Annotated in this window: 13 protein-coding genes and 1 pseudogene; 4 read left to right on the top strand and 10 right to left on the bottom strand. The window is 52.9% G+C overall.

Annotation, left to right across the window (positions count from 1 at the left end; genetic code table 11):
* The first annotated feature begins 4 nt into the window (after nucleotides 1-4).
* The 3 genes and pseudogenes from BN4609_RS01000 (at nucleotide 5) to BN4609_RS16825 (ending at nucleotide 4,237) form a co-directional block, all read left to right on the top strand.
* Nucleotides 5-1,528, top strand: a complete 1,524-nt coding sequence (locus tag BN4609_RS01000; protein WP_084791307.1) for a RagB/SusD family nutrient uptake outer membrane protein — start codon at nucleotides 5-7, stop codon at nucleotides 1,526-1,528.
* Nucleotides 1,529-1,556: 28 nt separating this feature from the next.
* Entirely contained in the window at nucleotides 1,557-2,471 is a 915-nt protein-coding gene (locus tag BN4609_RS00995; RefSeq protein ID WP_084791306.1) for a Calx-beta domain-containing protein, read from the top strand.
* Between the two features lie 101 nt (nucleotides 2,472-2,572).
* Nucleotides 2,573-4,237, top strand: a pseudogene (locus BN4609_RS16825) (C10 family peptidase).
* A 194-nt stretch (nucleotides 4,238-4,431) separates the two neighbouring features.
* Here BN4609_RS16825 and BN4609_RS00980 read toward each other — a convergent pair.
* From BN4609_RS00980 to BN4609_RS00950, 7 genes are all read right to left on the bottom strand, one after another.
* Nucleotides 4,432-6,393: an alpha-galactosidase gene (locus tag BN4609_RS00980; protein WP_068854940.1), complete on the bottom strand. Its 1,962-nt coding sequence runs from the start codon at nucleotides 6,391-6,393 to the stop codon at nucleotides 4,432-4,434.
* Between the two features lie 609 nt (nucleotides 6,394-7,002).
* The gene (locus BN4609_RS00975; protein ID WP_068854939.1) at nucleotides 7,003-10,965 is read right to left on the bottom strand and encodes a glycoside hydrolase family 76 protein; all 3,963 of its coding nucleotides are present in this window, start codon (nucleotides 10,963-10,965) and stop codon (nucleotides 7,003-7,005) included.
* Between the two features lie 225 nt (nucleotides 10,966-11,190).
* A complete protein-coding gene (locus BN4609_RS00970) occupies nucleotides 11,191-12,120 on the bottom strand; it encodes an alpha-L-rhamnosidase N-terminal domain-containing protein (RefSeq protein WP_068854938.1) in 930 nt (309 codons plus the stop codon).
* A 508-nt stretch (nucleotides 12,121-12,628) separates the two neighbouring features.
* On the bottom strand, nucleotides 12,629-14,629 hold the full coding sequence (locus BN4609_RS15490) for a glycerophosphodiester phosphodiesterase family protein (RefSeq protein WP_084791303.1): 2,001 nt from the start codon (nucleotides 14,627-14,629) through the stop codon (nucleotides 12,629-12,631).
* A gap of 6 nt (nucleotides 14,630-14,635) precedes the next feature.
* Entirely contained in the window at nucleotides 14,636-15,121 is a 486-nt protein-coding gene (locus BN4609_RS00960; RefSeq protein ID WP_164071540.1) for a T9SS type A sorting domain-containing protein, read from the bottom strand.
* 371 nt (nucleotides 15,122-15,492) lie between these two features.
* Nucleotides 15,493-17,466 (bottom strand): DNA topoisomerase (ATP-hydrolyzing) subunit B, encoded by a 1,974-nt coding sequence (gene gyrB, locus BN4609_RS00955; RefSeq protein ID WP_068854936.1) that lies wholly within the window; start codon nucleotides 17,464-17,466, stop codon nucleotides 15,493-15,495.
* A gap of 196 nt (nucleotides 17,467-17,662) precedes the next feature.
* Nucleotides 17,663-18,181 carry a methylated-DNA--[protein]-cysteine S-methyltransferase gene (locus tag BN4609_RS00950; RefSeq protein ID WP_068854935.1) on the bottom strand — a complete coding sequence of 173 codons (519 nt, stop codon included), beginning with the start codon at nucleotides 18,179-18,181 and terminating at the stop codon, nucleotides 17,663-17,665.
* Nucleotides 18,182-19,195: 1,014 nt separating this feature from the next.
* Between BN4609_RS00950 and BN4609_RS00945 the strand changes: the two genes are divergently transcribed.
* Complete coding sequence (locus BN4609_RS00945; protein ID WP_068854934.1) at nucleotides 19,196-20,272, top strand: M20 family metallo-hydrolase; 1,077 nt, start codon at nucleotides 19,196-19,198, stop codon at nucleotides 20,270-20,272.
* Between the two features lie 144 nt (nucleotides 20,273-20,416).
* Here BN4609_RS00945 and BN4609_RS00940 read toward each other — a convergent pair whose 3' ends face one another.
* The 3 genes from BN4609_RS00940 to BN4609_RS00930 form a co-directional block, all read right to left on the bottom strand.
* A complete protein-coding gene (locus BN4609_RS00940; RefSeq protein WP_068854933.1) occupies nucleotides 20,417-22,024 on the bottom strand; it encodes a murein hydrolase activator EnvC family protein in 1,608 nt (535 codons plus the stop codon).
* The gene (lolB1, locus tag BN4609_RS00935; RefSeq protein WP_068854932.1) at nucleotides 22,025-22,909 is read right to left on the bottom strand and encodes a lipoprotein insertase outer membrane protein LolB1; all 885 of its coding nucleotides are present in this window, start codon (nucleotides 22,907-22,909) and stop codon (nucleotides 22,025-22,027) included.
* Between the two features lie 80 nt (nucleotides 22,910-22,989).
* Nucleotides 22,990-24,768, bottom strand: coding sequence for a tetratricopeptide repeat protein (locus BN4609_RS00930; RefSeq protein ID WP_068854931.1), 1,779 nt, complete (start codon nucleotides 24,766-24,768; stop codon nucleotides 22,990-22,992).
* Between the last annotated feature and the right edge of the window lie 2 nt (nucleotides 24,769-24,770).

Genomic DNA, 24,770 nt, shown 5'->3' with positions numbered 1-24,770 from the left:
AAAAATGAACAGATATATATTATTACCGGTTCTTGCATTAACGCTTACACTCGCATCCTGCGACATGGACAAGAATCCTTATAATGCAATTCCCGAGGATGAGGCTCTTATGACGCCTACTGATTTTAAGAACATGAGTGTTCCGCTCTATACCGGCATGCGCTCTTTTGTCGGCAGCAGCTATTTCTGCACCGGTCCTGACGAGCAGAGCGACGACTTCAACGCCACCACCGGCGCAGGCATAAGCGACCTTCACCGCTGGGACTTCAACGCAAGTCTGCGCTCGGGAGATGCCCTCTATTCAAGCTGCCAGAGCATGATAGCAAGCGCCAACTTCATCATCGACGGCTATAACAAGTGCGACATGTCCAACAAAACTCTCTTCACTGATGAGGTAATGGCTACAGTGAGAAACGTTAAGGGTGAGGCTTTCTTCACACGCGCTTACTTCCTGTTTAATCTGGTCCAGTTCTTCTGTGCGGATTATGACGAGAGCAATGCCGACGAGAAAAACAGCGGAGTGTCATACCGCACCGACTATTATCCGTCGTCAGACGCCTCCACCTATCCAGGACGCAAGACTCTGCGCGAGACTTACAAGCAGATAACCGACGATCTTGACAGCGCGCTTCTCTATGTCAATGTGTCAGGAGAACAGTCGAGCTATTACATAACAATTGATGCTGTGAAGGCTGTTAAGGCACGTGTGGCTCTCGCCATGGACGATTATCCCACTGCGGCTGAACTGGCTGCCGAGATTATCGGGACAGGCACTTACACACTCGCCGGTTCTGCCGACAGACTCAACCAGATGTGGGCTGGCAACTTTGACACGGAAAGTATATTCAAGCTCTCAGCGAGCAAAACCGACCAGCTGGCTTCACAGACTGGTCTGCAGTATCTGCCCTATACCTCCGGCGGCATACCAAGCTATGTTCCTACCCAGACAGCAATAGACCTTTATTCTGACAATGACTATCGCAAGAGTGTCTTTTTCACCCCTGTTACATTCCAGACAAGCACCGGTGTTGTAGGCAATGTGCTTGCATTCAACAAGTATCCGGAGAAGGCTTATCCATATCAGGCTACCGGTGGCTCATACGACTATGCGCGCTTCACCATCGAGCCTAAGCTCATCCGCATCTCCGAGATGTATCTCATCGCAGCTGAGGCTTACGCCATGTCAGGTGACCTGAGAAACGCCTCACAGTATCTCAATGATTTCAAGGCAAAGCGTATTGCAGGTTATCAGACACAGAGTTTCTCTTCAGTTGACAGAATAATGACGGAGATACAGAACGAGCGTCATCGTGAGTTTATCGGTGAAGGTATGCGTCTGCTCGACCTCAAACGCTGGAATCTGGGCGTCACACGAGGTACTCCCCAGCAGGAAGACATTTGCGCCATGCCAGGTGCCGACTATTCCACAGGACTGAGCGTACCTGCCGGCGATTACCACTTCGTATGGCCTATACCTACTCATGAGATGGACACCAATCCCAAGATGGTTCAGAATCCGGGTTATTAATTCAACTATTTAAAGAAAAAATACGATTATGAAGAATATAAAATTATTAATGCTTATGTTGGCAGCCCTGCCATTCTTCGCTTCGTGCTCTGATGATGATGACGTGAATACAAGGGAATGCACGGTCGGATTTTCAAGCGATGCCATTACCGTAGACGAAACGGCAGGTTATGTCCAGATTCCTATAACAGTCAGCGGACACCGCAACGGACCTGTGCGCGTGAAGATAGAGTCGGCTGCCGTAGGCGAGGATGGAGCCGTAGATGGCGAGAACTATGCCGTCACCGACAAGACTCTGAATCTCAACAGCGACACTCTCAGTGCCGGAACGATAAATGTGGAGTTGAGGATAATCGACGACAGTGAGATAAACAACGACCGTCAGTTCACACTGACCATAGTGTCTGCCGACGGTGCGGAGATAACAGGAAAGCAGACAACCGTCACCATCTCAGACAACGACGGCAACTTCTATAAGGCATTTGCCGGAGAATGGACCTTCTCCGCGATAAACGCAGACGGTATGAAGACTTCGTTCCCGGTTACGATAAAAGCCGCAGCCGAGGGCAGCTCCGACTACGAGAAGGTTCTCACGTGTGAGGCTGCAAGCATTCTCGGTGCCGGAGAGACTTATTCGTGGAAACTTGAATACATGTTCGACCAGCAGACATTGTCTGGACAGCTTGGACTTGTATGCGGAGAGGAAATCTGCTACATGCCTGATTACGGCTATCACCTGATGTGGCTCTTCAGCGAGGCAGGCAACAGACAGAATGTGTATCAGGGCGTGTTCCCGATAGACTGGAAACTTACAGAGGAAGGAACCATTCCCGACACGCTTACTCTCGATCCTGCTTTCGACATCTGGCTGTATGTGCAGACCGACGACGGCATGGGCGGATACATGGACATCTACAGCAACGTCACTCTGACAAGAAACTGACATTCATGTGCATATACGAAGACAAGGCATATTCTCTGACGGATATGCCCTGTCTTTTTCTTTTTTAAACACGAATCTTTAAAAACTGAATCGGATATATTATGAGGAAATTTTTATCATTGTTTGTGCTGTCTTTGATGACAGTCTCCGTGTTTGGAGGTCCTCGCAGCGTGGAGGATATGATGGAGGCGGCACGTAAGGTAATAGGACATCGTCCTTCGTCACACGCCGTAAAGGAGAACCGCAGCCTTGAGGTGTTGAAGAAAGGACAGATGCTTAACGTCATCGGTTATAGGGACGGAGGCTTCGCTGTCATTGCTTCTGACGACAAGTTCGCGCCGGTGCTGGGCTATTCCGACACACAGTTCACGGCAGACGGCATGCCGCCCGCCATGCAGTGGTGGATGGACATGGCTGAGCATGCGCTTCAGACGGCTCTCGACAACGGATATGAGGTGACACCGACTGCCGAACTCAGGGATGGAAAATATCCTGAGTCTGTCGACGAGCTCCTTACAACGAGATGGGACCAGTCAATGCCTTTCAACAAGGAGCTTGTGAGAATCACCGGCAAGAGCTATCCCACCGGATGTATGGCTACTGCCATGGCGCAGATTATGAAGTATCATTCTTACCCTTCGACAGGACAGGGTTACAAGGGATATGCCATTGACGGCAAGAACGGCAACTACGACTTTGAGAACACTACATACAGATATGACAGGATGCTTGATGTCTATTCAGGCAACAACTACACCGAAGAGCAGGCTGACGCTGTGGCAAAGCTTATGCTGCATTGCGGTGTTGCCGTCGACATGACCTATGGTCTCAGCGGCAGCGGCTCTTATAGCAACGACGCCACTCTTGCGCTTAGCGAGTATTTCAAATATGACTCCAGACTTTACTCGCGCGACATTTACACCAAGGCTGAGTGGATGGACATCATTTTCGACTAGATAAGCAACGGACGCCCGATTCTCTATGGCGGAGTTACGGCGCAGAATGCCGGTCATGCGTTTGTGTTCGACGGTTACGACGCGGAGGGTCTTGTGCACGTCAACTGGGGATGGAGTGGCAGTGGCAACGGATATTTTGAGGTGGCTCTGCTCAATTCCAACACCGGAAGCTATTCATACGGGCAGGACATGATTCTGATGCATACAGCCGACGCGCCTGCTTTACCGTATGTGTCACAGTGGGGCATAATGCCTTCAATAACGTGGGTATCTGGCAGCGGACAGACTTTTGAGACGAAGGGAAAGTTCGAGGCACGCCTTCTTGGCACCAAGCTTATGTGCGTGTGCTCCAATCTCATCAATTGTGGAGTGGAGGGCTTCAGCGGCAATCTGGCACTGATGGCGGAACCGGTGGAAGGCGGAAGTGTGGTTACTCTGAGGTCGGAGAATCTCAACAACTTCGCTTATAATCAGGTGTATCCGGCAAACGCCTCCGATTATAGTGTCATGGTTGATGTGTCAAGGCTGGGTGACGGCACATACAGGATATATCTCGCGTCAAAGGCATATACGGAGACCGACTGGCAACCGGTGCATTTCAACGAGACAATTGACGGTGCTTATCTGCTTAGTGTTTCCGGTGGCAAGGCTACAATAACCACGGGCATTGACGGTGTTATTACTGAACCGGTTGTCGACAAACCTGCCGACAACCGCATCTACAGCATCGACGGACGCTGTGTCGGTACCGACGCTGGCGCGCTGAAAGAGGGCATATACATCATGAATGGTAAGAAATTCATGAGATAACGGTATTCTTCCAATAATAAATTTATCTGAAAAAGGCTGGCATCATCATGTGCCCGCCTTTATTCGTTCCGCATGTCCGTATAACCGTTTTCTCTTCTCTGATGTCCATGGGGCACCTCCAGGCAAACCTCCTTCACCGTATGAAGCAAACCATCCGCAGGAGTCCTGCGGATGCGGAAATCCTTGCCTTGTGCTCATTCCGGACTGAACATGAATATCATCGCGTCCTTGGGCGGAAGTGTTAGACTCGACGTGCTGTCTATGCGTGCTCCGCTCCACAGCTCGTCCACACTGTATTCCGTGCCTTTGCGCATCGGCATGCGTTCTGTGGGAAGAGTGAATGATGCCTGATTGTCGCCATAGTTGAACACCGCCAGACATATCCTGCCGTCCGCTTCTGTGCGTACGAACATATGTTCGCTCCTGTCGTCATCAGCGTTGAGCGGTCGGAATGCTCTGCCGTCTATGAGAGCGTTCACCCGTTCGTTGGCGAGCATCCTCACGGCGCGAGCCTTTGCCGTACTGTCTCCTTTGCTGCTGAAATCGTCGCCGGTGATGAACATGCCCGTGATTACGGCAGACGTCACCCTCGCGCGGTTCTCTCCCTCTGTGGCGTCGCGCATCACCACGTGGTCGGCGTCATTGTAGCTGTACACCTTGTCGAGCCACCAGCCCCACGTCAGGGCGTTCATCGTGTATTCCGTATCCTTTATCTTGTTCCACGCGTCGCACGCTATGCGTCTCGACTGTGCGTATTGCGCTGGAAAGAGCGGTGAAATGGACAGATTGATATACATGTCGCTGAATATGCTGTCGAGCAGATGCATGCCGTAGTTGTACGCCTGTGTGCCGGTGGTTATGTCTTTTCGGTGCCATGAGTCTGCCTCCATGCGTCCGTGTGTCATGAAGTCCATCTTCACATACCTGTAGCCGCAGCGTCTGAACAGGCTTGCCGTCTTTTCCATCATCGCTCTCACCGCCGGATGCGTAGGGTCGATGGCATACGCTCCGTCGAGCTCCTGCGGCTTGCCGTCAGCATAGAGGTATATGTCCTTATATCTGTATTCGGGCATGGCGTCCACCTTTCTTTCCGGGTTCTTTGCCCAGTCTGTGAACGGTGTCCAGTATATGCACGGCACCTGCCTCATGGACTTGCACCGGTCGGCAAAGTCCTTCAGCTCTGCCTCCTTGAAACTGTCCCAGCCCGAGTCGAGCCCGGTGTACACCAGACCGTCAGCGTTATGGAACGAGCGGGGCATAAGTGAGTCGGCAAGAAAACATGCCACCTCGGTGGCGTTGTCGTGGTTCACACTGAACTGAAGCGCGCCCCAACTGTTCCATCCCACAGGCACCGCACCGTCCCATCTTCGTGGCGGAGCCGTCTTTGCGTTCAGTCCGGCATACGTCTCCATACCTTCGCGCCAGTCGTCGAAGCATCCCAGCATCATCGTTGCGGAGTGCGGATGAGCCGATTCCACCGCCCCGTGACCTTTCATGTCGCGCGTGAGAGGGTCGGCTACACCGCTGAAGAGTTTCATCGACCTGCGTCCGTCTGTCAGTTCCACCGCGTTTTTCCATGTGTCGTGCTCTATCGCTCCTGCCACTATTCCCTTCCTTCCTTCCGGGTTGTACACGCATGTCACCTCATAACTTCTCAGTGAGTCTTCCGCACGTGTTGAAGAACCGTATCTTATCCATGCATCGTTATCGTAAGGTACGAAAATCGCCCTTTTCATCGTATCTTTTATAATCTTTCCGGTGTTCCGCGTCACAAGCGGAGCCATGTATGATGTGCTTATGGCGGAGTCTGACTCCAGAGCGATGTCTGTAAGCATGAACCCGTCATACAGTCTGAATGTCCTCACGAGCTGCGGCATACAGTCACCGCTCATTCTAAGCGTCCAGCGCACGCCGCGTCCGTATCGGTCGGCTATGTGCTCCTTCCTGAATGCGGTATGCTCATAATTCCCCGATTTCATCGTGTCTCCGTCCAACGCGTATTCCGCCCAAGTGCCTTCCGCTATGGTGTCACCTCGGTATACTATATCCACACCATCGCCGAAGCTCAACTGCCATCCTGCCGTGCTCACCGTGTGTTGACGGCTGCACGCGCATGCCGCCATCGCGGCGAGAAAAATGAAATTCCTCCATTGCATAGTTTTTATTCAGGTTTTTATATGATTATTTTCTGTTTATAGTTTATTATAGTTCGAGACAAAAGAAAGTGCGGTCCTTACTTCCCAGAGTGTGCCGGTTTGTCTTATACAAAGATAAAATAAAATGACGGAATATTGAAATGACGGCGCGGATATTGCCATGGATTCGACGTGAGACGCAAGATTTTGCGTCTCTACAGGGCAAAAGGCTCTGCATTATTTCGCTGTCTAAAAAGTAGAGACGCAAAATCTTGCGTCTCACAAGTGGGTAAGGCCAATATCGTCAATACCTTATTTGTATGTGTTTGTTGCTGTGTGCAGGACGTGAGACGCAAGATTTTGCGTCTCTACAGGGCTGTCGCCATTGCGATATAGGGTGAAAAAGGGCGGACTGTCAGGTAAAAGGAAATCTTTGAGTGGCATATTACCTGGTCGGGATAATCACCCTGCCGCAGGCGTTATTTGTTTAAATATGATTGGTGCCGCCGCATCTTAGCTCTTGATAAATAACATGGAACATGCGAAAAGCCCGATGAAATGGGCGGATATAAAAGAAATAGCGGAGGCAACATACAGTCTCCGCTATTTCCTATGACATGTGTATTCTGTTTATTTCACAACCTTTGCCGTGAGCGTGCTGTTGCCCGCCTTGGCTTTCACGATGTACATACCTGCACCGTATTGTGCGAAAGGTATGCTGTTCACTCCTGCGTTCAGGCTTAGCGCAGCCACTGCCTGACCTCCTGTGTTGTATATGGTCACTGTTCCGTCGGCAGGCATGTCTATGTGCAGGACGTCGCTTACCGGGTTGGGATATACGTTGAGCCGTATCTCGCCCGTAGTGATGTCATCGATGCCGGTGGCTATCTTCTCGCTGTAGAACAGCTGCCATTCGCTCATCTGAGCCAGACGCGCGCCTCCGTTCTCGGTAAGTACGAGCCGGTAGAAGCGGTAGCTGTGGTCGTTGTCGAAGCTGTAGAACTGGGTGTTCTTGCGTGCGTAGAAGCTCTGTCCGGTGCGTGTGTCTATTGTCGTCCAGCGTCTTCCGTTGTCCGAGCCCTGCAATTCCCAGCCCATCGGGTCGCGCGATGCCTCGTCGTTTGCCGACGTTATGCTGTACAGGTTTGCCGCCGCCGGTTCGTCAGCCTGGAACTCTATCCACGGATTACCGAGATAGTCGAACACGAACTTGGTGTCCGCCGTGCCGTCATACAGTTTGTCGAGATTCTCTTTGGCGTTGTCGTTGCTTATCTGCGATGTCATTACGCCTCCTTTGGAGAATATGTCATTGTCCGACAGACAGATGCCGTGTATCTGTATGTCGCCCATCACGATAGCGTCGGCGGCATTGTCAGACGCCTGTGTGAAGGTGATGCGGAAGCGTTTGAAGGTGTTGCTGTTGGATACGCTTGTATTCTTGAACGACCCTTTGGTGTTGAAGCGTGCGTTCGATACGTTGGCAAGCGTTGTCCATGACGAGCCGTCGTCAGACGCCTGAAGAGTATAGTTCTTCGGGCTGCGGTCGGTGTCATATCCCGCGCAGACGCGCAGTGTGGTTATCCTTACGGGTATCTCGGAACGGTACTCAACCCAAGCCTCGCCGTCGAACGGCAGGGTGTATGTGGTGTTGGCGTCGTTGTCGATGAGCGGACGGAGCGCGGTCTCACCGGCGTTGTCGGATGCGAGCAGCGTGCCTCCGTTGTCGGTGATGTCGTTGTAAAGCTCTCCGTTGGGAGCGATGTCACCGAACAGCTGCAGCTCAGCCAGTTCCGCGCGTGCTTCCGTGTCGTTTATCACGAGGCGGAAGTTCTGGTATGTCTTGTCCGTCGTCACCTTGTAGAACTGTGTGCATCCGTTGTAGGCTGTCTGCTGGTTGCTCCTTGAGTCTATCGGTATCCATTCAGCGTTCTCATATCCGTACAGAGTCCAGCTCTTGGGAGCGTTTCCTGCGGCTGAGGAAGTGATGCTGTAGGATGTCAGTCTGTAGAGAGCCTTGCTGTTGTAGCGGAATATGGAGTTTGTCTCTCCGTCGATTACGGCTGTTGTAGAGGCGTTCTTGTCGGTGGCAGACTTGTCACCCTCGTTGAGCGCGCCGCCGTCGGCGGTGATGTCTGTAGCCGATATTGCCAGTCCGTGGAGCTGCCACTCGCTAACCGCCAGTGCTGAGCCGCCGTTGTTCTTCGTCACGTCGAGGCGGAACATTGTGTATGCCTTGTCGGCTGCGGCGTCATAACGGCGCAGTGTGCAGCGTGTGGCGAATGTCTGGTCGGTCTGTTCGTCGAGCACGGTCCATGTGGAACCGTCGTTCGATGCGGACAGAGTCCAGCTTCTTGCGTCGGATGAAGCGTCGGCTGCGGAGCTGCCTATGGAGTAGCCTTTGAGCGTAACGGCTACCGGAGAACGGTATGTGAACTGTGCGGCTGTTGCCTGAACGCTTACCGCCGATGTGAGACTGTTGTCGGTGAGAGCCCCTGTCTGCGTTCCGTCTACAGACGATGTGAGCACGCCTCCGTTCTTTGTTATGTCGCCCGGGAGCTCCATCGCGTCGGTGGTGAACTTCAGCCAGTCCACGTTGAAGCATCCTGCCGACGAGCTGCCCGGCTGGTATACGAGGTAGATGTCGTGCGTTCCGTCTGTCGGAGCGATGTCGGCTGTCACGGTTTTCCATCCGCCGTCCTGCGGAACGTCAGCCGTTCCGATGAGCGTTCCGTCCGCTCTGTCGAGCCTTATTTCTATTTTTGCGTTTGCCGTAGACGAGTCGGACACTCTTATCTCTACCGTCCTTGCAGGTCGGGTGCCGAAGTCCACGTTGGCGTAACATGTGTAGAAACCGTTTCTTATGTTGGTTATCTCGGCGGCGTTGCCTCCTGTGCCCGTCGTGACATATACTCCGCGCAGGGTGTTGAAGTTCTCAGCCTCGATGGTGGAGTAGGCGTCTCTCCCGATGAAGGAGGTGCTCAGAGGAGCGTTGAAGGCAGCCGAGATGGCGGTGGAGTTGCCGAACGGCTGGTTCTGGAAGCTCTTGAAGTTGCCGTTCCCGTCTTTCTCGGTGTCCGACAGCCAGTTTTCGTTCGACTTGGTGAGCCATGCCGACGATGTGATGCCATATGAGTTGCGGTTGTTGAATGCCATGAAGGCGTTGTCTTTCATCCATTCCACGTCCTCGGTCTTTCGCATCTCTACCACGTAACGGCGCAGATAGCGCATGAGGACACCCTTGAATCCGCACAGGTCTCCGTCCACTGTCTGGCATACGTTTATTATTCCGTCGCTGTTGCAGAGGCTCTCTTTCGTGCGCTCCACTATTTTCTCGGCGTCGCGCTTGTACATCTCGTCACCGTAGTGCTTGTAGAGCATGAGTGCGGCTCCGAGCATAGTGCCCTGGTTGTAGGTGGATACCCAGTAGTTGTATCCGCCGGGCAGGTTGGTGCTCTCGTCCCATGTGAAACTGTCGTACACCTCTCCCGTCTGCGGATTGAAAAGGTATAACCTCTGTTTCTCGTAAAGGCTGCGCGCCACCTCGTAGTATTGCTCCCTTTCGTTCTCGTCGGTCTGCGCCATGGCGATGTAGCATGCAGCCACTTCCGTCGGTCCGTTTATGCATGAGTTTGTTCCGTTCTTGTTTCCGCTCTGCTCAGCCCATCGCATCATTCCCCACTGGTTGTAGGCGCGGTCGTATATCCTGTCGAAGTTTGATTTGGCGTAGCTGCGGTACATGGTGTTGCCCGTGAGGTGGTAGGCGCGTGCCGACGCTATTATCATCCACATCACATCATCGTTGAAATCGTGCCCGTACCATTTGTAGTCATTATCATATTTCAGTTTGAGCCAGTCTGTTCCGACAGCCCATTTGAAATAGTTGAACACGCTTCTGAACACGTCCAGATATTCCTCCCTGCCTGTTGTCTCGTAGGCATCGAGTATTGTTTCCAGCATTTCGGCATCGCCCCATCCTCCTCCGTTGCCGAAGGTCTTGCCGTTGCTCCCGCGGTCGCGCAGGTGCTGCGCGAGCCATGCGTCCATCATCTGTGTGCGTTGTGTGTCGGTGAAACTGCTTATCGGCTCCACCTCCTCAAACTTCCACATCTGCTCCTTTGTCGGTGTGCCGCCGTCGCTCCATGCCTGGAACGTCATTGTCTGACCGTCGCCGGATGCCGTTGTCTGGAGTATGAAGGTGTTTGATGCCGACGACTGTTTTATGACATAGTATCCGTCGCGTCCACTCACGGCGTCCACGCTCCATTGTCCCATGTTGCTTGCTTTGGCTGTCTGCAGCACTTTGGACGATGCGGATATAAGTGCCGAGTTCCTTGCGAGATATTTTCCTGTGAAGACATTCATGAAAGAGAATGTCCCGTCACCGTTGGCTATTGCCTCCCATTGCTGTGCCGGCACCTCAGTGTCGGTCCATACTACGACTGACGTGTTGTTTGCGAGCGACGAGTTGTCCACAAACATCACTCTCTCTTCGTTGGCTGCGGACGCTATCCGGTAGGTTTTTCCCGGAACGATGTCGGCAGATGCCATGCCGGTGATGCCGGACATGAGCACAGTAAGTAATAGTTTCTTCATTTGCGGTTTTATATGTAGTTAAGTAATATACACGTAAGAAAGGAACGATCCGTACTCATCGTATGAAGACACCGGTCTCATCGTGTGCGCGTCATTGCGCCGGGTGTCTTGTCAAAACTTCGCTGTGTGCTGCGCGGATGCTCCTTGCGCAGCGTTTGTTGACGTTATGTTATATGTATATATTTATGTCTGGCACGTGTGACAGTTATTTTCCTTTGCGCTGTCCTATTCTTTCATATCCCTTGTGTAGGTCTCTGTCTCGAGAGCCTCCACCTTCTGTATCTGCGCGTTGTCGAAATTTTCGTCGCCCGATATGAGCAGCCTGCGGCAGTCTGTCGTGGTGAATCGCTGTATAGCCTGTTCGTCAGCCTCGCCCGAACACACATAACGCATGTCGCCTATCCGCATGTTCTGTCCTTTCACTGCGTCGCGCAGCGTCACCCTTACGAGTCCTACGAAAGCCTCACCGAAGTCGTACACCACGCTGTCGCCCTCTATGTCGAAGTATTTCTGCTGCCTTATCCGGCTTATTCTTGTAGCCTCGTACATCCTTGAGCGGTGTTCTATGGGCACGCACTCATTGTCCCCGACGATGCGGGCGGGAAGCCAGCGCGCCACGTCAATGTCTTCCGCGTTCCATCTCGGCTCTTTCTCTTCCATTCCGAGCAGTTCATGTCCCTCCGAGCTGAGGGTGTTCACGGCTTTCCTGCACAGCCAGCTGCTGTCGTTGTCGAATACTTGCGGTGAGCCGTCCCCGGCTCTTCCGTAGAACGACAGGGCTATCTGCCTGCTCTCCGGGTGCGGAAACGACGGTGAGTACCACACCGCCACGGTGTTTGTTCCGACACGCATGAACCTTGTCACATCGTATGTCACCGCTATGGCATTGGCAGAACACCGTTCCCTCAGAGGCGTGAGGACGTCGCCTGTGACGTTGCGCTCGTTGACGTAAAGCTCAAAATATCCTGTCGATGCGATGGTTATCCGGGCGGTTACCGGTCTCTCGGCTATTTCGTAAGAGTTTCTGAACCATACCTGGGCGGTGTCGTCGGGGTGCGGGTATGCCATCCACTGCATCTGGTAAGGATTTGCCTTGGTCTCTGATATATATATGACAATCAGTGCGATTATGGTAAGATATTTGCCGACAGACATAATCTGTATATTGATAGTTGCAGGCTTAGGTCGTGTGAATCATATTTTTCCGTGGCTGACAGGCACCTGACGTCCACGCTTTTCAGTTAAAGATGCGTCATCACATGTGTCTGGACACTTGCCGGTCTTTTGCACATGTGCCGCTCATCCTGTTTGTGATGATGCCGCAAGGGGATGCAATGAGAGCTTTATATTGGTTTCCCGAGTGCAGCATATCTTATGCAAAGATAAATAAAAAAACGAATAACGGCAACGATGATTGTCTTTTTTATCGGTTGTTATGTATGTGGCGGGTGATGTGAGGTTTGTCAGTGGCAGTGTGCTCTTGCACTGAATAATATGTAAGAAGATTAAAGTAAGTCCTTAAGTAAGCTTGTTTTAATCATGGAAAGAAAGCGGTGCCTTGTCCCGTTTTTTATCCTCCGGCTGCCGGAATGGCTTGTGCTGTAAGCCGATGGCATGAGAAAAACATCTCCGCATGCCGTCGTGCGCATGCGGAGATGTAAGTCTATTTGTTGTCCTCGAGATATTTCTCAAGAAGAGAAGCAGCCACAGGATTGTCTGTCGTTATCAGATCCACTCCCATGGAACACAGCTTCATCATGTCCTCCGTCCCGTTGACGGTCCATACGTTCACCGTCATGCCGAGGCGGTGAGCCTCCTCCACCCATTCCGGATGTGAGGTGATGACATTCTGGTGATAGTCTATGCCGGTGTAGCCCTTCTCGTGAAGCTCTGCAGGCGACTTGTCTCCGCTGAGGTAAGCCACCTTTGCCTCGGGGTCGTCCTTCACCACCTGTTCGCAAGCCACGCTGCTGAAGGAGATGTACTCACACCTGTCGCGCAGTCCGGATTCTCTTACCGCCTTTACCGCTGCGCTTGCGGCAGCCTTGTTGAGAGCGTCACTGCCGTGGTCCTTTATTTCGATTACGAGTATTGTCTTGCCTCCTTTTTCCTTCATTATGTTGAAGAAATCGCTCAGACGCGGCATCTTCTCACCGTTGCCAAGAGTCAGGTTCTCACATTGATAGGATGTCGCGTTCTTTATGGTGACACCGTTGAACGACGGGTCATGGTTGATGAAGAGCTCTCCGTCGGCGTTAAGCCATATGTCGGTCTCAACACCATACATGCCTGCTTCTATCGCCTTGCGCAGTGCCGTGCGCGAGTTCTGCGCCGCGCCTTCAGTGTTCCAGTATCCGCGGTGAGCCACGGTATGTGCCGGATGAGGCATTGTCTGCACTGCGTTCACGGTGATTGTCCCGAGATCCTGCATCTCTTCGCCGCGTATGAGCATGAGTCTGTAGCGTCCGTCTGTCATCCCTTCCGGCAGTCTAACGCTTATGCCGTCGGATGTGATGGTGGCGGTGAGGGTCTCGTCAATGCCTCCGTCGTTGCTCACATTGCTTATTCTCACCTTGTCGCCTTGCTCGAAGCCTTTGCCGCTGATGCTCAGTTGCGCGCTGCCCTTTACGGGGAAAGCGTTCAGATAGGACACTCCGCTCACAAGGTCGTGCCTTTCCTTGCTCACCTTGTCTTTCACGTTGTTCCACAGTGCGCTCACGTCCGATGCGGTGAGTGGTGCGTTGTATATCCTTGCCAAGGCTACTTCGCCTCTCCAACCTATCTGTCCGGTGGGACCGGCGTCAGCTCCTATGCAGAACCATCTGTACTCCGGCTTTTGGAATACGTAGGAACCCCTGACTGAAACCGAGTTTCTCAGTATGCCGTTTACGTATACGTGAATCTTTCCGTTAGCCTTGTCGTACACTCCGACAACGTGATACCACTTGCCGCTCTCGGGAGTCACGCCGCTCACTCCCCACTGCCAGGAGCTCCGTCCGTTCTCCGACACGTTGGGAAGAAAGGTCAGCTCGTTGCCGCCGTTGAGTCCTCTGTCCTTCTTGCACACCATCAGTCCGGTTCCGCCAGCCTCGTGTGAGGCGAAGAACTTGCACTCCACGTCTTTTATCCCGCCCTCATACTCAGGTCTGACAAGTGCTTCGAGTGTGTGTCCGTCGGCAAGATTGTCCATGAAGGTCTGGTTGTCGCCATAGTCCATCCTGTAATAACAGTAGCTGTTGCCGCCGCCCCAGGCATTCGAGAACCTGCCCACAAAGCGCCCTAAAGCCGCGTCATAGTATGTCTCCGGTGCCTGACTGCCTGCCTGTATGGCGTTCTTCATCGGTGAGATGTCGGCAGCCGAGCCGTCGTTTCTGAATTCCACGTCGAACATGTCGGCTTTCGGCGCGCTGTGGAATTTTATGCTGTCGAGCAAGTTGGCTCCTATGCTGAACACCTTGTTTTTCTGTTTGTCGTACAGACTCACCTGCTTCCTCGAGTTCTCGAGGGCGACACTGTCTATGTTTTCAGACAGGTCGGAGAATACAACTTGTCCGTAACTATAGAGAATAATGCTTTCCTGTTTGTCTGTCTGCGCTGCTGCGGACATGGCAACCGATGCCATGACAGTCATGATGACCGCCTTGATAGATTGTGTGGTTTTCATTTCCGGTTATTTTATAATTATCTTTTTTGTTGTTGTATGTTTGCCTGAGCTTGCCTTTACAATATATATGCCTGCGCGGCAGCTGCCTACGTCAATCGCCGCCTGCCTGCTTCTGCCGCTGTATGCAGCCACTGTCCGTCCGTCAGGAGTGATGAGCTCCATGCGGTCCACGCCCTGCGCTGATGTGGCGGTAAGGATGTTCCCGTTTATGGAGAGTGTCATTCCGTCACCGTGAGCCGTGTCGATAGATGTGGTGCCTGCATTCTTGTTTATTGTGAAACAGTTGAATGCGGAGTTTTCCACACGGGTTGTCTTGCCGTCGGATGCCGTCACTTCGGCTGCGCTCTGGTTGAGGACAATCTTCACTACGTTGCTTAAGCGTGCGGCGGTGACACCGTCTGTGTTGTTGATGAAACGTACGTCTGCACCGTACATCGCTGCTATCGGCATGGCTGACAGCAGAGTCATGAGTAATTTTCGTGTTTTTTTCATTACATTATCCGGTTTGATTGTTTGTTTATTTGGTTGTTGTGTAATGCGCATTTACATGGAACATATAAGGATTCTACGTTTGTCCGTTGTTCAGGTCATTTGTGTTTCCTTGGTTGTTCTTATGCGGCAAATTTATGCAAAGAGCGTGGATGCGTCGGGTAAGATTGTTCACGATTCAGGTGAATATTGTCCATTCCGGGCTTTTTTCACTTAAATGGAGCCGTATTATTATAAAGATGTGTTTTCCGTTCGTCTTTCCGCGCCCGTGCATATTGTCCTGATGATGTCATGAGACGGCTGCTGTCATAATGTTCAAGGCTGTGACGTGGTGTTGCGGCACAGCCTTGAGAGTGGTATGTCATGTCGTTTTCTCATGCGTCGATGTTTGCGTAGGTGGCGTTCTTCTCTATGAACTGGCGGCGCGGTTCCACGTCGTCGCCCATCAGCATTGAGAATATCTCGTCAGCCTCGGCGGCGTTCTCTATGGTCACCTGTTTGAGCAGACGCCGCTTGGGGTCCATTGTGGTCTCCCAGAGTTGCTCCGGATTCATCTCGCCAAGACCTTTGTAGCGTTGCGTGTGCAGGCTCTTGTTGTCCTCCTTTCCTTCCGCGTAGCGGTCTATGAACGCCTGTCTCTGCTGCTCGGTGTAGCAATATTCCTTCACCTTATTCTTATATGTGCAGAGATAGAGCGGCGGAGTGGCGATGTAGAGATGCCCCTCCTGTATTATCTTAGGCATGAATCGGTAGAACAGAGTCATGATGAGCGTGTCGATGTGAGAACCGTCGACGTCGGCATCGGTCATGATTATTATCTTGTCATAGCGCAGTTTGTCGATGTTGGCTTCCTTGTCGTCCTCGCCGTCAACGCCGAAACGCACGCCGATGCTCTGAATGATGTTCATCACCGACTCGCTTTCAAACACCTTGTGCCACATCACCTTCTCCACATTCAGAATCTTTCCGCGCAGCGGCAGTATGGCTTGTGTGTAGCGGTCGCGTCCCTGTTTGGCGGAGCCACCGGCGGAGTCGCCCTCCACGAGGAATATCTCGCACTCCTTCGGGTCTTTGTTCGAGCAGTCGGCAAGCTTGCCGGGGAGTCCTCCTCCGGTCATGGGGTTCTTGCGCTGTATGCTCTCCCGTGCCTTGCGTGCTGCTATTCGTGCGGTAGCGGCGAGTATCACCTTGTCGCAGATGAGCTTCGCTTCCTTCGGATGTTCCTCCAGATAGTCGGTCAGAGCCTCACCTACCGCCTGCTGGACAGCACCTGCCACCTCGCTGTTTCCGAGCTTTGTCTTGGTCTGTCCCTCAAACTGCGGCTCTGCCACCTTTATTGATATGACAGCCGTGAGACCCTCGCGGAAGTCCTCTCCGGCTATTTCTATCTTCGCTTTCTCGATGTTCTTTGATATTACGGGGTCGGCGTCGGCATAGCTTTTCAGCGTACGTGTGAGCGCGGCGCGGAATCCTGTGAGGTGCGTTCCTCCCTCTATAGTGTTGATGTTGTTGACGTAGGAGTGGATGTTCTCGCTGTAGTCGGTGTTGTACATCACGGCTACCTCGATGGGAACGCCCTGTTTCTCTGTCTTCAGATATATCACGTCGTCGAACAGCGGAGTGCGGTGACGGTCGACATAACGCACGAACTCCTTCAGTCCGTCCTTGGCATGGAACACTTCCTCGCGCGTTTTGCCGTCCTCATCCGGGCGCAGGTCGCGCAGCGTTATGCGTATGCCGGCGTTCAGGTAGGCGAGCTCGCGCATGCGCCGTGCCACGATGTCCCACTGGTAGTGTGTGGTGGTGAAGATGGTGGGGTCGGGCCAGAACTGCTGGCGTGTGCCTCTCAGGGTGGTCTCGCCGACAACCTTTACCGGATAGAGTGGCTTTCCCTTCTCATATTCCTGCTGATATATCTTGCCGTCGCGGAACACCTGCGACTTCATATGTGACGATAGGGCGTTCACGCAGCTCACACCCACACCGTGAAGACCGCCGCTCACCTTGTATGAACCTTTGTCGAACTTTCCTCCTGCGTGCAATACTGTCATCACGACTTCAAGTGCCGACTTGTGGAGTTTCTTGTGTTCGTCCACCGGGATGCCACGTCCGTTGTCCTGGACGGTTATGGATTCGTCTTCATTGATGGTCACTTCTATGTCGGTGCAATATCCTGCCATCGCCTCGTCGATGGAGTTGTCCACGGTCTCATTCACCAGATGGTGCAATCCTTTCTCGCTTATGTCGCCGATATACATCGCCGGTCGCTTGCGCACGGCTTCAAGTCCTTCGAGCACTTGAATGTTACTGGCGGAGTAATTGCTTGCGTTGTTTTGTGTATCAGTCATTTTCTTGCATGAAAAAATATAACATGCAAATTTAGTAAAAAAAACTTGTCGGGAGAAATTTTTAATCTTAAAATAACCTACTTTCGGGCTTCCGCCGCGTGTGTTTTCTGGCTTCTGCCTTACCGCCGGCTGACATTGGCGCCGGCTGTGGGGTGCAATGGCGTCGCTTGCCGGTGTTTTGCGCGCTCCGCCATTGTCAGAACGGCTCCGCACGGCAGCCCTGCTCGAGCGCGAGCAGGTAACGCTTCACGTCGAGTCCGCCGCCATATCCCGTAAGACTGTTGTCGCTTCCGGTGATGCGGTGGCACGGTATGATGACAGACATGGGGTTTGCCCCGACAGCGTTAGCCACCGCCCTTACCGCCTTGCTACGGTCTATCGTGGCAGCCAGACGTGCGTAGCTCATGGTGGAACCGTAGCCTACATGCCGCAGGGCTGTCCACACCTCTTTCTGGAACGGTGTGCCGCAGAGAAGCAGCGGGAGGTCGAACTGCCGCCGCACGCCCCCGAAATACTCGTCGAGTTGCGCCGCCGCCTTACTGTTCACGTCGCACGCGCCTTCCTCGAACGTTGTGCCGAGCATGTGGAAGAGGCGGCGGTAGTTGGAGTCGCTGTGCCAGCCGCCCGTCCAGTCGCACAGGCACAGCCGCCCGTCATACGAGCCCAGCATTATGGTTGAGCACGGGGCGTGGTAGATGGAGGTTATTATTTTCATATAGGATAGTTTTTTGTGTTTGGGTACAAAAGTAATGAAAGGTGATGAAATAATGAAATGACGGTGCGGATAATGCCATGTATTCGACGTGGGACGCAAGATTTTACAACCATACAGGGCTTGCGCCATTGCGATACAAAGCAAAAGGCGCAGTCTCATTACATTATAATCCGTTGCATAAAAATACAATTCCGGCAGTAAAAAATATTGACAACTGATTTTTGTAAAATGGAATCGGGAGTCCTGATGAATGCGTATAAAAACATCATATATATACATCTGTAACGTGGTTACGCATAATGTACATTACGAAAAAGGCTGTTCCGTCTCACCATACATGCCTTATCATATGTCGGAAAAGGGCGTTCCGCCTTACGGAAAAGCCTTTTCGGGAAGGCAGGAAAGCCCGTTCCGCATAGCCGTAAAAGTCATAATGTGTCACGGGAAAGCCTATATGACTGTTAGTCAATGTATTATACAAAGTGCCGAAAATCCGCGTATTTCACACGAAAGGTGCTCCGCCTTGTCTCCGGACGATTCTCAGCGAGTTCAGGCAACATAAATATGCATAAACGGTATTATGAGAATGAATATTTATACGTTATCCTATGAAATATACGCTTTCAGCATTTCGCATCACGCAAAGGCGGTAAGACGGATCCTGCATACCGTTTTAGGGAATATGGCGCAAGCCTTATATGTATGCAAAATATTGCGTCTCCCGTCGAATACACGGCAATATCCGCCCCGTCATTTCATTATTCCATCATTTTGTCTTATCTTTGTATAAGATAAGCTTCGGCTCGGCAGTATCAAGTCTGTTAAAACTCCGTTTTCCCAACTTGCTTCTGCACTCGCCTTGCGTTATCTTTGTGCACAGGATAAACTGCACTCAGGGAAATCGGGACAAGCTCTCTTTCCTCTCGTTTGCATGACTCTTTTATATATCACATCGCAGTCTGCCGTATGCTGACTTACATTATGCCGCGACGGCTGCGACTTATTTTTATAATTATGAACTATACTGATTATTCCGGTGATGCTGTCGGATTGCTCAAAAGACTGATTGAAGTGCCGTCGCTGAGCCGCTCGGAGGACAGGGCGGCGGACGTGATGGAGGACGCGCTGAAAGAGTGGGGCATGGCATGCCGGCGCGAGGGCAACAACGTGTGGGTGACCGATGAGGCGTTTGATGACGGCAGACCAACACTGCTGCTCAATGCACACATCGACACGGTGAAGCCGGTGGACTCGTGGACGCGCAACCCGTTCGACCCGCAGGTGGAGGGCGACAGACTCTACGGACTGGGCAGCAACGACTGCGGAGGCGGACTGGTGACGCTTTTGCAGGTGTTCCGCATCATGGCGGGAAGGCACAGAAGCTATAACATGGTGTATCTGGCGTCGGCGGAGGAAGAGGTGTCCGGCGCCTCGGGCATATCCATGGTGCTGCCTATGCTGCCCCGGATAGATGTGGCGATAGTGGGAGAGCCTACGCGGATGCAGCCCGCCGTGGCTGAGAAAGGGCTGATGGTGCTCGACGTCACGGCACGTGGCAAGTCGGGACATGCCGCACGCGGTGAGGGTGTGAACGCCATATACGAGGCTCTGGACGACCTGTGCTGGATGCGCGGATACAGGTTTGAGAAGGTGAGCCGCTTTCTCGGACCTACGCAGATGAACGTCACGGTGATAAACGCGGGCACGCAGCACAATGTCGTTCCCGACCGTTGCACTATGGTTGTGGACGTGCGCACCAACGAGCTTTACACCAACGAGGAGGTGTACGACATTGTGCGCAGCCATCTGAAGAGCGATGTGACGGCGCGGTCGTTCCGTCTCCATTCCTCCGGTATCAGCGAGAGCCATCCTCTCGTGCGCCGTTGCGTGGAGCTGGGCTTGACGCCTTTCGGCTCGCCTACGCTCAGCGACCAGGCTCTCATGCCCTTCGACTCGCTGAAGATCGGACCGGGTGACTCGGCAAGATCGCACTCCGCGGATGAGTATATATGCCTGAGTGAGATAGAGGAAGCCATAGACACGTATGTCAGAATGCTCGACGGGCTCGACCTCAGGGCTTCTGACGTCTGACGTAACTGTGCCGTCAGGTATATAAGTATGAAAAAATCCCCATACCGCATGGTGTGGGGATTCTTGTGTCTATGAATGTATCACGTAATATTTGGCTCTTGCCGTAAGAACACTCCGTGCTGTCCTGCCACTCTGTTCCTGCCATTATCTGAGCCACGACTCAGGGTTCAGCTTCTCGAGATTGCGGCGCAGCTGGAACTGGAGGATGTTGTCGCGTGCCACGGTGCCGAGCTGCTGTCCTGTCGATACGCTCTGTCCGCGGTGCACGCTGACCGAACTGAGGTTGCAGTATACGGAGATGTATATGCCGTGGCGCACCATAACGACCATCGAGCCTCCGAATCCGAACACCGCGCTCACCTCTCCGTTGAATATGGCTCGTGCCTTGCAGCCCGGGCTTCCGAGGATGTTGATGCCCTTGTTGTCGATGGTCACGCCCTTCAGTCCCTCCACATTGTTCTGTCCGAAGTGGCTCACTATGCGGTAGGTGCCGGTTATCGGCATCGGAAGGCGCCCGCGGTTGGCTTCGAAACTGCCGCTCAGCTTCCTGTCCACACTGCTTATCGTGGCGTCGGCTGTGGCGCGTCGCCTCTCGCGTTCCATTTCCTCGCGGTTGCGGCGTTTGTCGGCTTCCGCCTTGCGCTCGGCTGCCTCACGCTCCGCCGTCGCCTCGCGCGCTTTCTGAAGGGCTTTCTCCCGTGCCCGCTCGTTGTCGCGTCTGGCGGCTTTCTCCGCCGCTGCCTTCATCTTCTCCTCACGTTTGCGCGCCTCTTCAATGCGTTTGGCGTTAGCCCTTGCCTCCGCTTCGGCTGCCGCCTTTTTGCGTGCCAGTTCCTCAGCCCGCTTCTTTCTCGCCGCCTCCTCAGCCTTTCGCCTTGCCTCAGCCTCGGCGCGCGCCTTGGCTTTTGCCACCTCCTCGGCTATGAGACGGTCTATCTGGGCGTTCAGCGCAGCGTCCTCCTTGCGCTGCTTGTCTATGAGCTGCTGTATGGTGCGCTGCTGTTTCTGTAGCGTTTTCACTATGTTCTGCTGCTCTTCCTTCTGTCCTTCGAGTGCCTCGCGCTCTCTCCGTCCCTTTCCAAGGAGGCTGTTCTTCTGGTTCTTCGCCTGTTGCAGCTGTGTCTGCTTCTCTCTCACCTGCTCCTGTTTTGCCTTCACCATCTCGCCCTGTGCCTTCTGATATTCGGCATATTCGCGTATGAAGCGCAGGCGGCGGTACATCTGTGTGAAGCTTTCTGCCGAGAATATGAACATCAGACGGTCCTGCACGGTGTGCCGGCGTGTGATGTAGCGCATGGACTTGATGTATTTTGCCTTGCGCTCCTTGAGTTGGCTTTCGAGCGTCTTGAGCTGTGCGTTGAGTATTCTGATATTGTTGTCGAGCGTCTTTATCTCGCTTTCAATCTGCCGTATGTTCTTCTCGTGTTTGTCAATCTCGCTGTTTATGGTCATCAGGTTCTTCAGACGCTTCTGCACATCCGCCTTGTTGTTGCGCAGGGCTTTCTCCTGTTGCCTGATGTCTTTCTGCAGTTTGGAGCGTTTGGACTGCAGTCCCTTTATCGAGGCGTTGCTGTATTGCGCGGTCTTCTTGGCTGCCGTGGTTTTCTTCTTGCTCCGTGACGACGCCCTGGACGACGACTTCTTTCTTGTGGCGGTGGTCGTTGTCTTCTTCGTCTGGGTGGTGCGCTTGGTCTGTGCCGACATTGTTGACGCCAGCACTATGACGAGAATGATGGAGAAAAGTCGTTTCATTTAAAGGCTCAATAGTTTTTTTATTATTTCGTCGGTGTCCACTTTCTTGTATTTGGACGATATTTTTGTCTCCGTATCCCACTTTGAGTCGTTCTTCACCTCGTTCATCCCGATGGTCACGGTGACTTGCCGGCGGCGTCCGGTGGCTGTTGTGGTGAACGTGAATGTCTGCTGTGCGGGGAAGAGTTTCACTCCCACGCTCCTGAAGTCGGCATATTTCCAGTTGAGCGATGATGTCCCGTGCGCCGCGCTGCGGTAGTTGACGTCGGCTTCGGTTATCAGTCCGTCGCTCTTGCCGGCATGCCATGTGAAGGTCATGTCGCCGTTGGTGAATGTTATGGGCAGCGTCTCTCCTGCGGTGTCGGTGTCCACCTCGAAGCTGCGCAGTGCCGACTCGCTCACCTTCTCCTGCCCCGGCAGGAACAGACTGTTCCAGAACAGTGCCTGAAGAGTGTAGAAGTTGATGCCGTTGTTTTTGAGGAACGACACCTGGTCGTAGCCTGCCTGTATGTACTCCTTGTGCATGCGGTCCATTATGAGCACGTGGTCGGGAGTGAATTCTATGCGTCCTATCTCGCTGCCGAGCAACGGTATGAATATCTGTAGTCTGATTATCTCGTTCTCGCGCATGTGCACCGACCCCGGCACGGAGATGTCGTCGCCTTGTGTGCGGACGCTGAACGTCATGTCGCCCACGATGTTCTTTGTGTAGACACGGGTGTCGGCTACTTTCTGCATGAATGTGAGCTTTTCCACAACTGTGGCTTGCCGCTTTTCGGTTCCGGCTCCGGCGATCTCCGGCATGTTCTCCTTCACTACGGATTTCTTGCTTGCGCACGACGCGAGAAGGAGCAGAAGAGGAAGTATCAGTCTGAATGCTTTCATATTGTGAGTGGTTTGTTGTTGTGCGGTGCGTGCTGTCGTGCACGGCATTCTGCGCGGTAGGGCGGCATGCCGTGCACCGGTCACCTCTTCTTTATGTATTTTCTTTGCTTTATCTTCTTGTTGAGTATGGCCTTCTCTCCGCCCAGTTTGAGAGCCTTTTCCCAGAATTCCACGGCTTTGGTGATGTCCCCGTTCATCGCGTAGATGTCTCCGGCATGCTCTATGACGACTGCTCCGAGGGTGCTGTCAGACTCCGCCTCCAGTGCCTGGTCAATGAAACTCTTTGCCTGACTGTACTGTCCTTTCATGAAAAGAATCCATGCGTAGGTGTCGAGATAGGTGGCGTTGTTCGGCTCGGCGTTCACTGTCTTGTAGCTCATCTGCTCAGCTTTGTCGAGATCGCGGTTGAGTTCGCTGAGGTAGTAGGCGTAGTTGTTGAGGCAGGAGATGTTGTCCTCCTTCCAGTGAAGGCAGCTGTCGTAGGCTGCGAAAGCCTCTTCCGGCTTTCCTTTCTTATATAGTATGTCGCCCATAATGGCGTAGAAGTCTGACACAATGGCAGGGTCGCTTTCGTCGTTTATCTCGCTCACGCCTCTTTTAAGCGCGTCGAGGGCGTTGTCATCGTCGTCTTTCTGGAAGTAGGCGAGCCCCATGAAGTAATAGAGAGTCATGTCCTCAGGGTTGTATAGAACCGACTGCGAGCACAGACTCACTATGTCGTCCCACCTCTGTCTGTTCCAGTAAGACTCTATGAGCTTCTTTGTGGCGTATGTGTTTTCGGGTGCTATGCTTAGCACATACCTGAAAGCGTTGTTCACCGAGTCCTCCGGCATCTTCTTTAGCTCCATGTATGCCGCTTTGAGTGAGGCTATGTCGGCGTCGGGCTTGTCTGATGTTATCACCTTGTCGAGCAGTGCAAGTATGGCTGTGCTGTCTCCTCCGGAGCTCTCGCTCTCCTTTATCAGCTGGTTGAGCATCGATATCTTGGTCGTGGAAGAGGTCTTTCTGTTCATAAGAATGCCGTCGCGCGCTATTATGGCGAGCGAGTCCTGTCCGGCGGAACGGTAGTAGTCGTACATCGAGCTCTGCGCCGCCTCGTTGTCAGGATCGTCTTTCAGTGCTGCGGACAGCATGCCGTAGGCTTCCTCCTTCTTGCCTTTCTGCAGCAGCCAGTTGCCGTACATCACCTTGTATATGGCGTCGTTGGGGTGCGTCTCGGTCAGAGATCTGAGCGTCTTTTCAGCCATTTTCGTGTCGCCTTTCATCTCGTAGACGTTCATCTTGGCAAGAGTGAGCTCGTCGCTGCTTCCTTCTATCTGCTCGATGCGTTCTATCGCGCCGAGCATGTTCTTATAGTCTTTCTTCTGATTATACAGCTGTACAAGAATGTTGAGCACGTCGCTGCGGTCCTTGTGGTGCTCAAACAGGTTTTCATATGCCGTTATTGCCTTGTCGTAGTTGCCGGAGCCGATGTAATATTGTGCCACCCGTTCCTGATAGGTGTCGTTTCCCGGACTGAGCGTTGCGGCTTTCTCTATGTCGCGCAGAGCCAGAGAGTCGTTCTGCATCTCTGAGAAATAGGATGCTCTGGCGTAGTAAGCCTCGGCTGCGTCGGGCTTTATCTCAAGACAATGGTTGAGCAGGTCGAACGCCGCGGCATAGTCTCCGGCATTCTGTTTGCGTATCGCTTCGATGAAAAAGTAGTCGTATCGGCGTCTGTCGTTGTATGAGAGACTGTCGCCTGAAGCCGCCGGCGTACCGGCGTCGCTGTTGCCGCGCACCGTCATGGGCAATATCGCGCCGAGCAATATTGCCGATATTATGATGAGCGGAAGTTTGTTTATCGGTGTTTTAGACATTT

The organism is Leyella lascolaii (assembly GCF_900079775.1).
In the GTDB taxonomy this organism is placed as follows: Bacteria; Bacteroidota; Bacteroidia; order Bacteroidales; family Bacteroidaceae; genus Prevotella; species Prevotella lascolaii.
The sequence above is the reverse complement of the archived record's forward strand: the minus strand, read 5'-3'. Positions and strand labels throughout refer to the sequence as shown.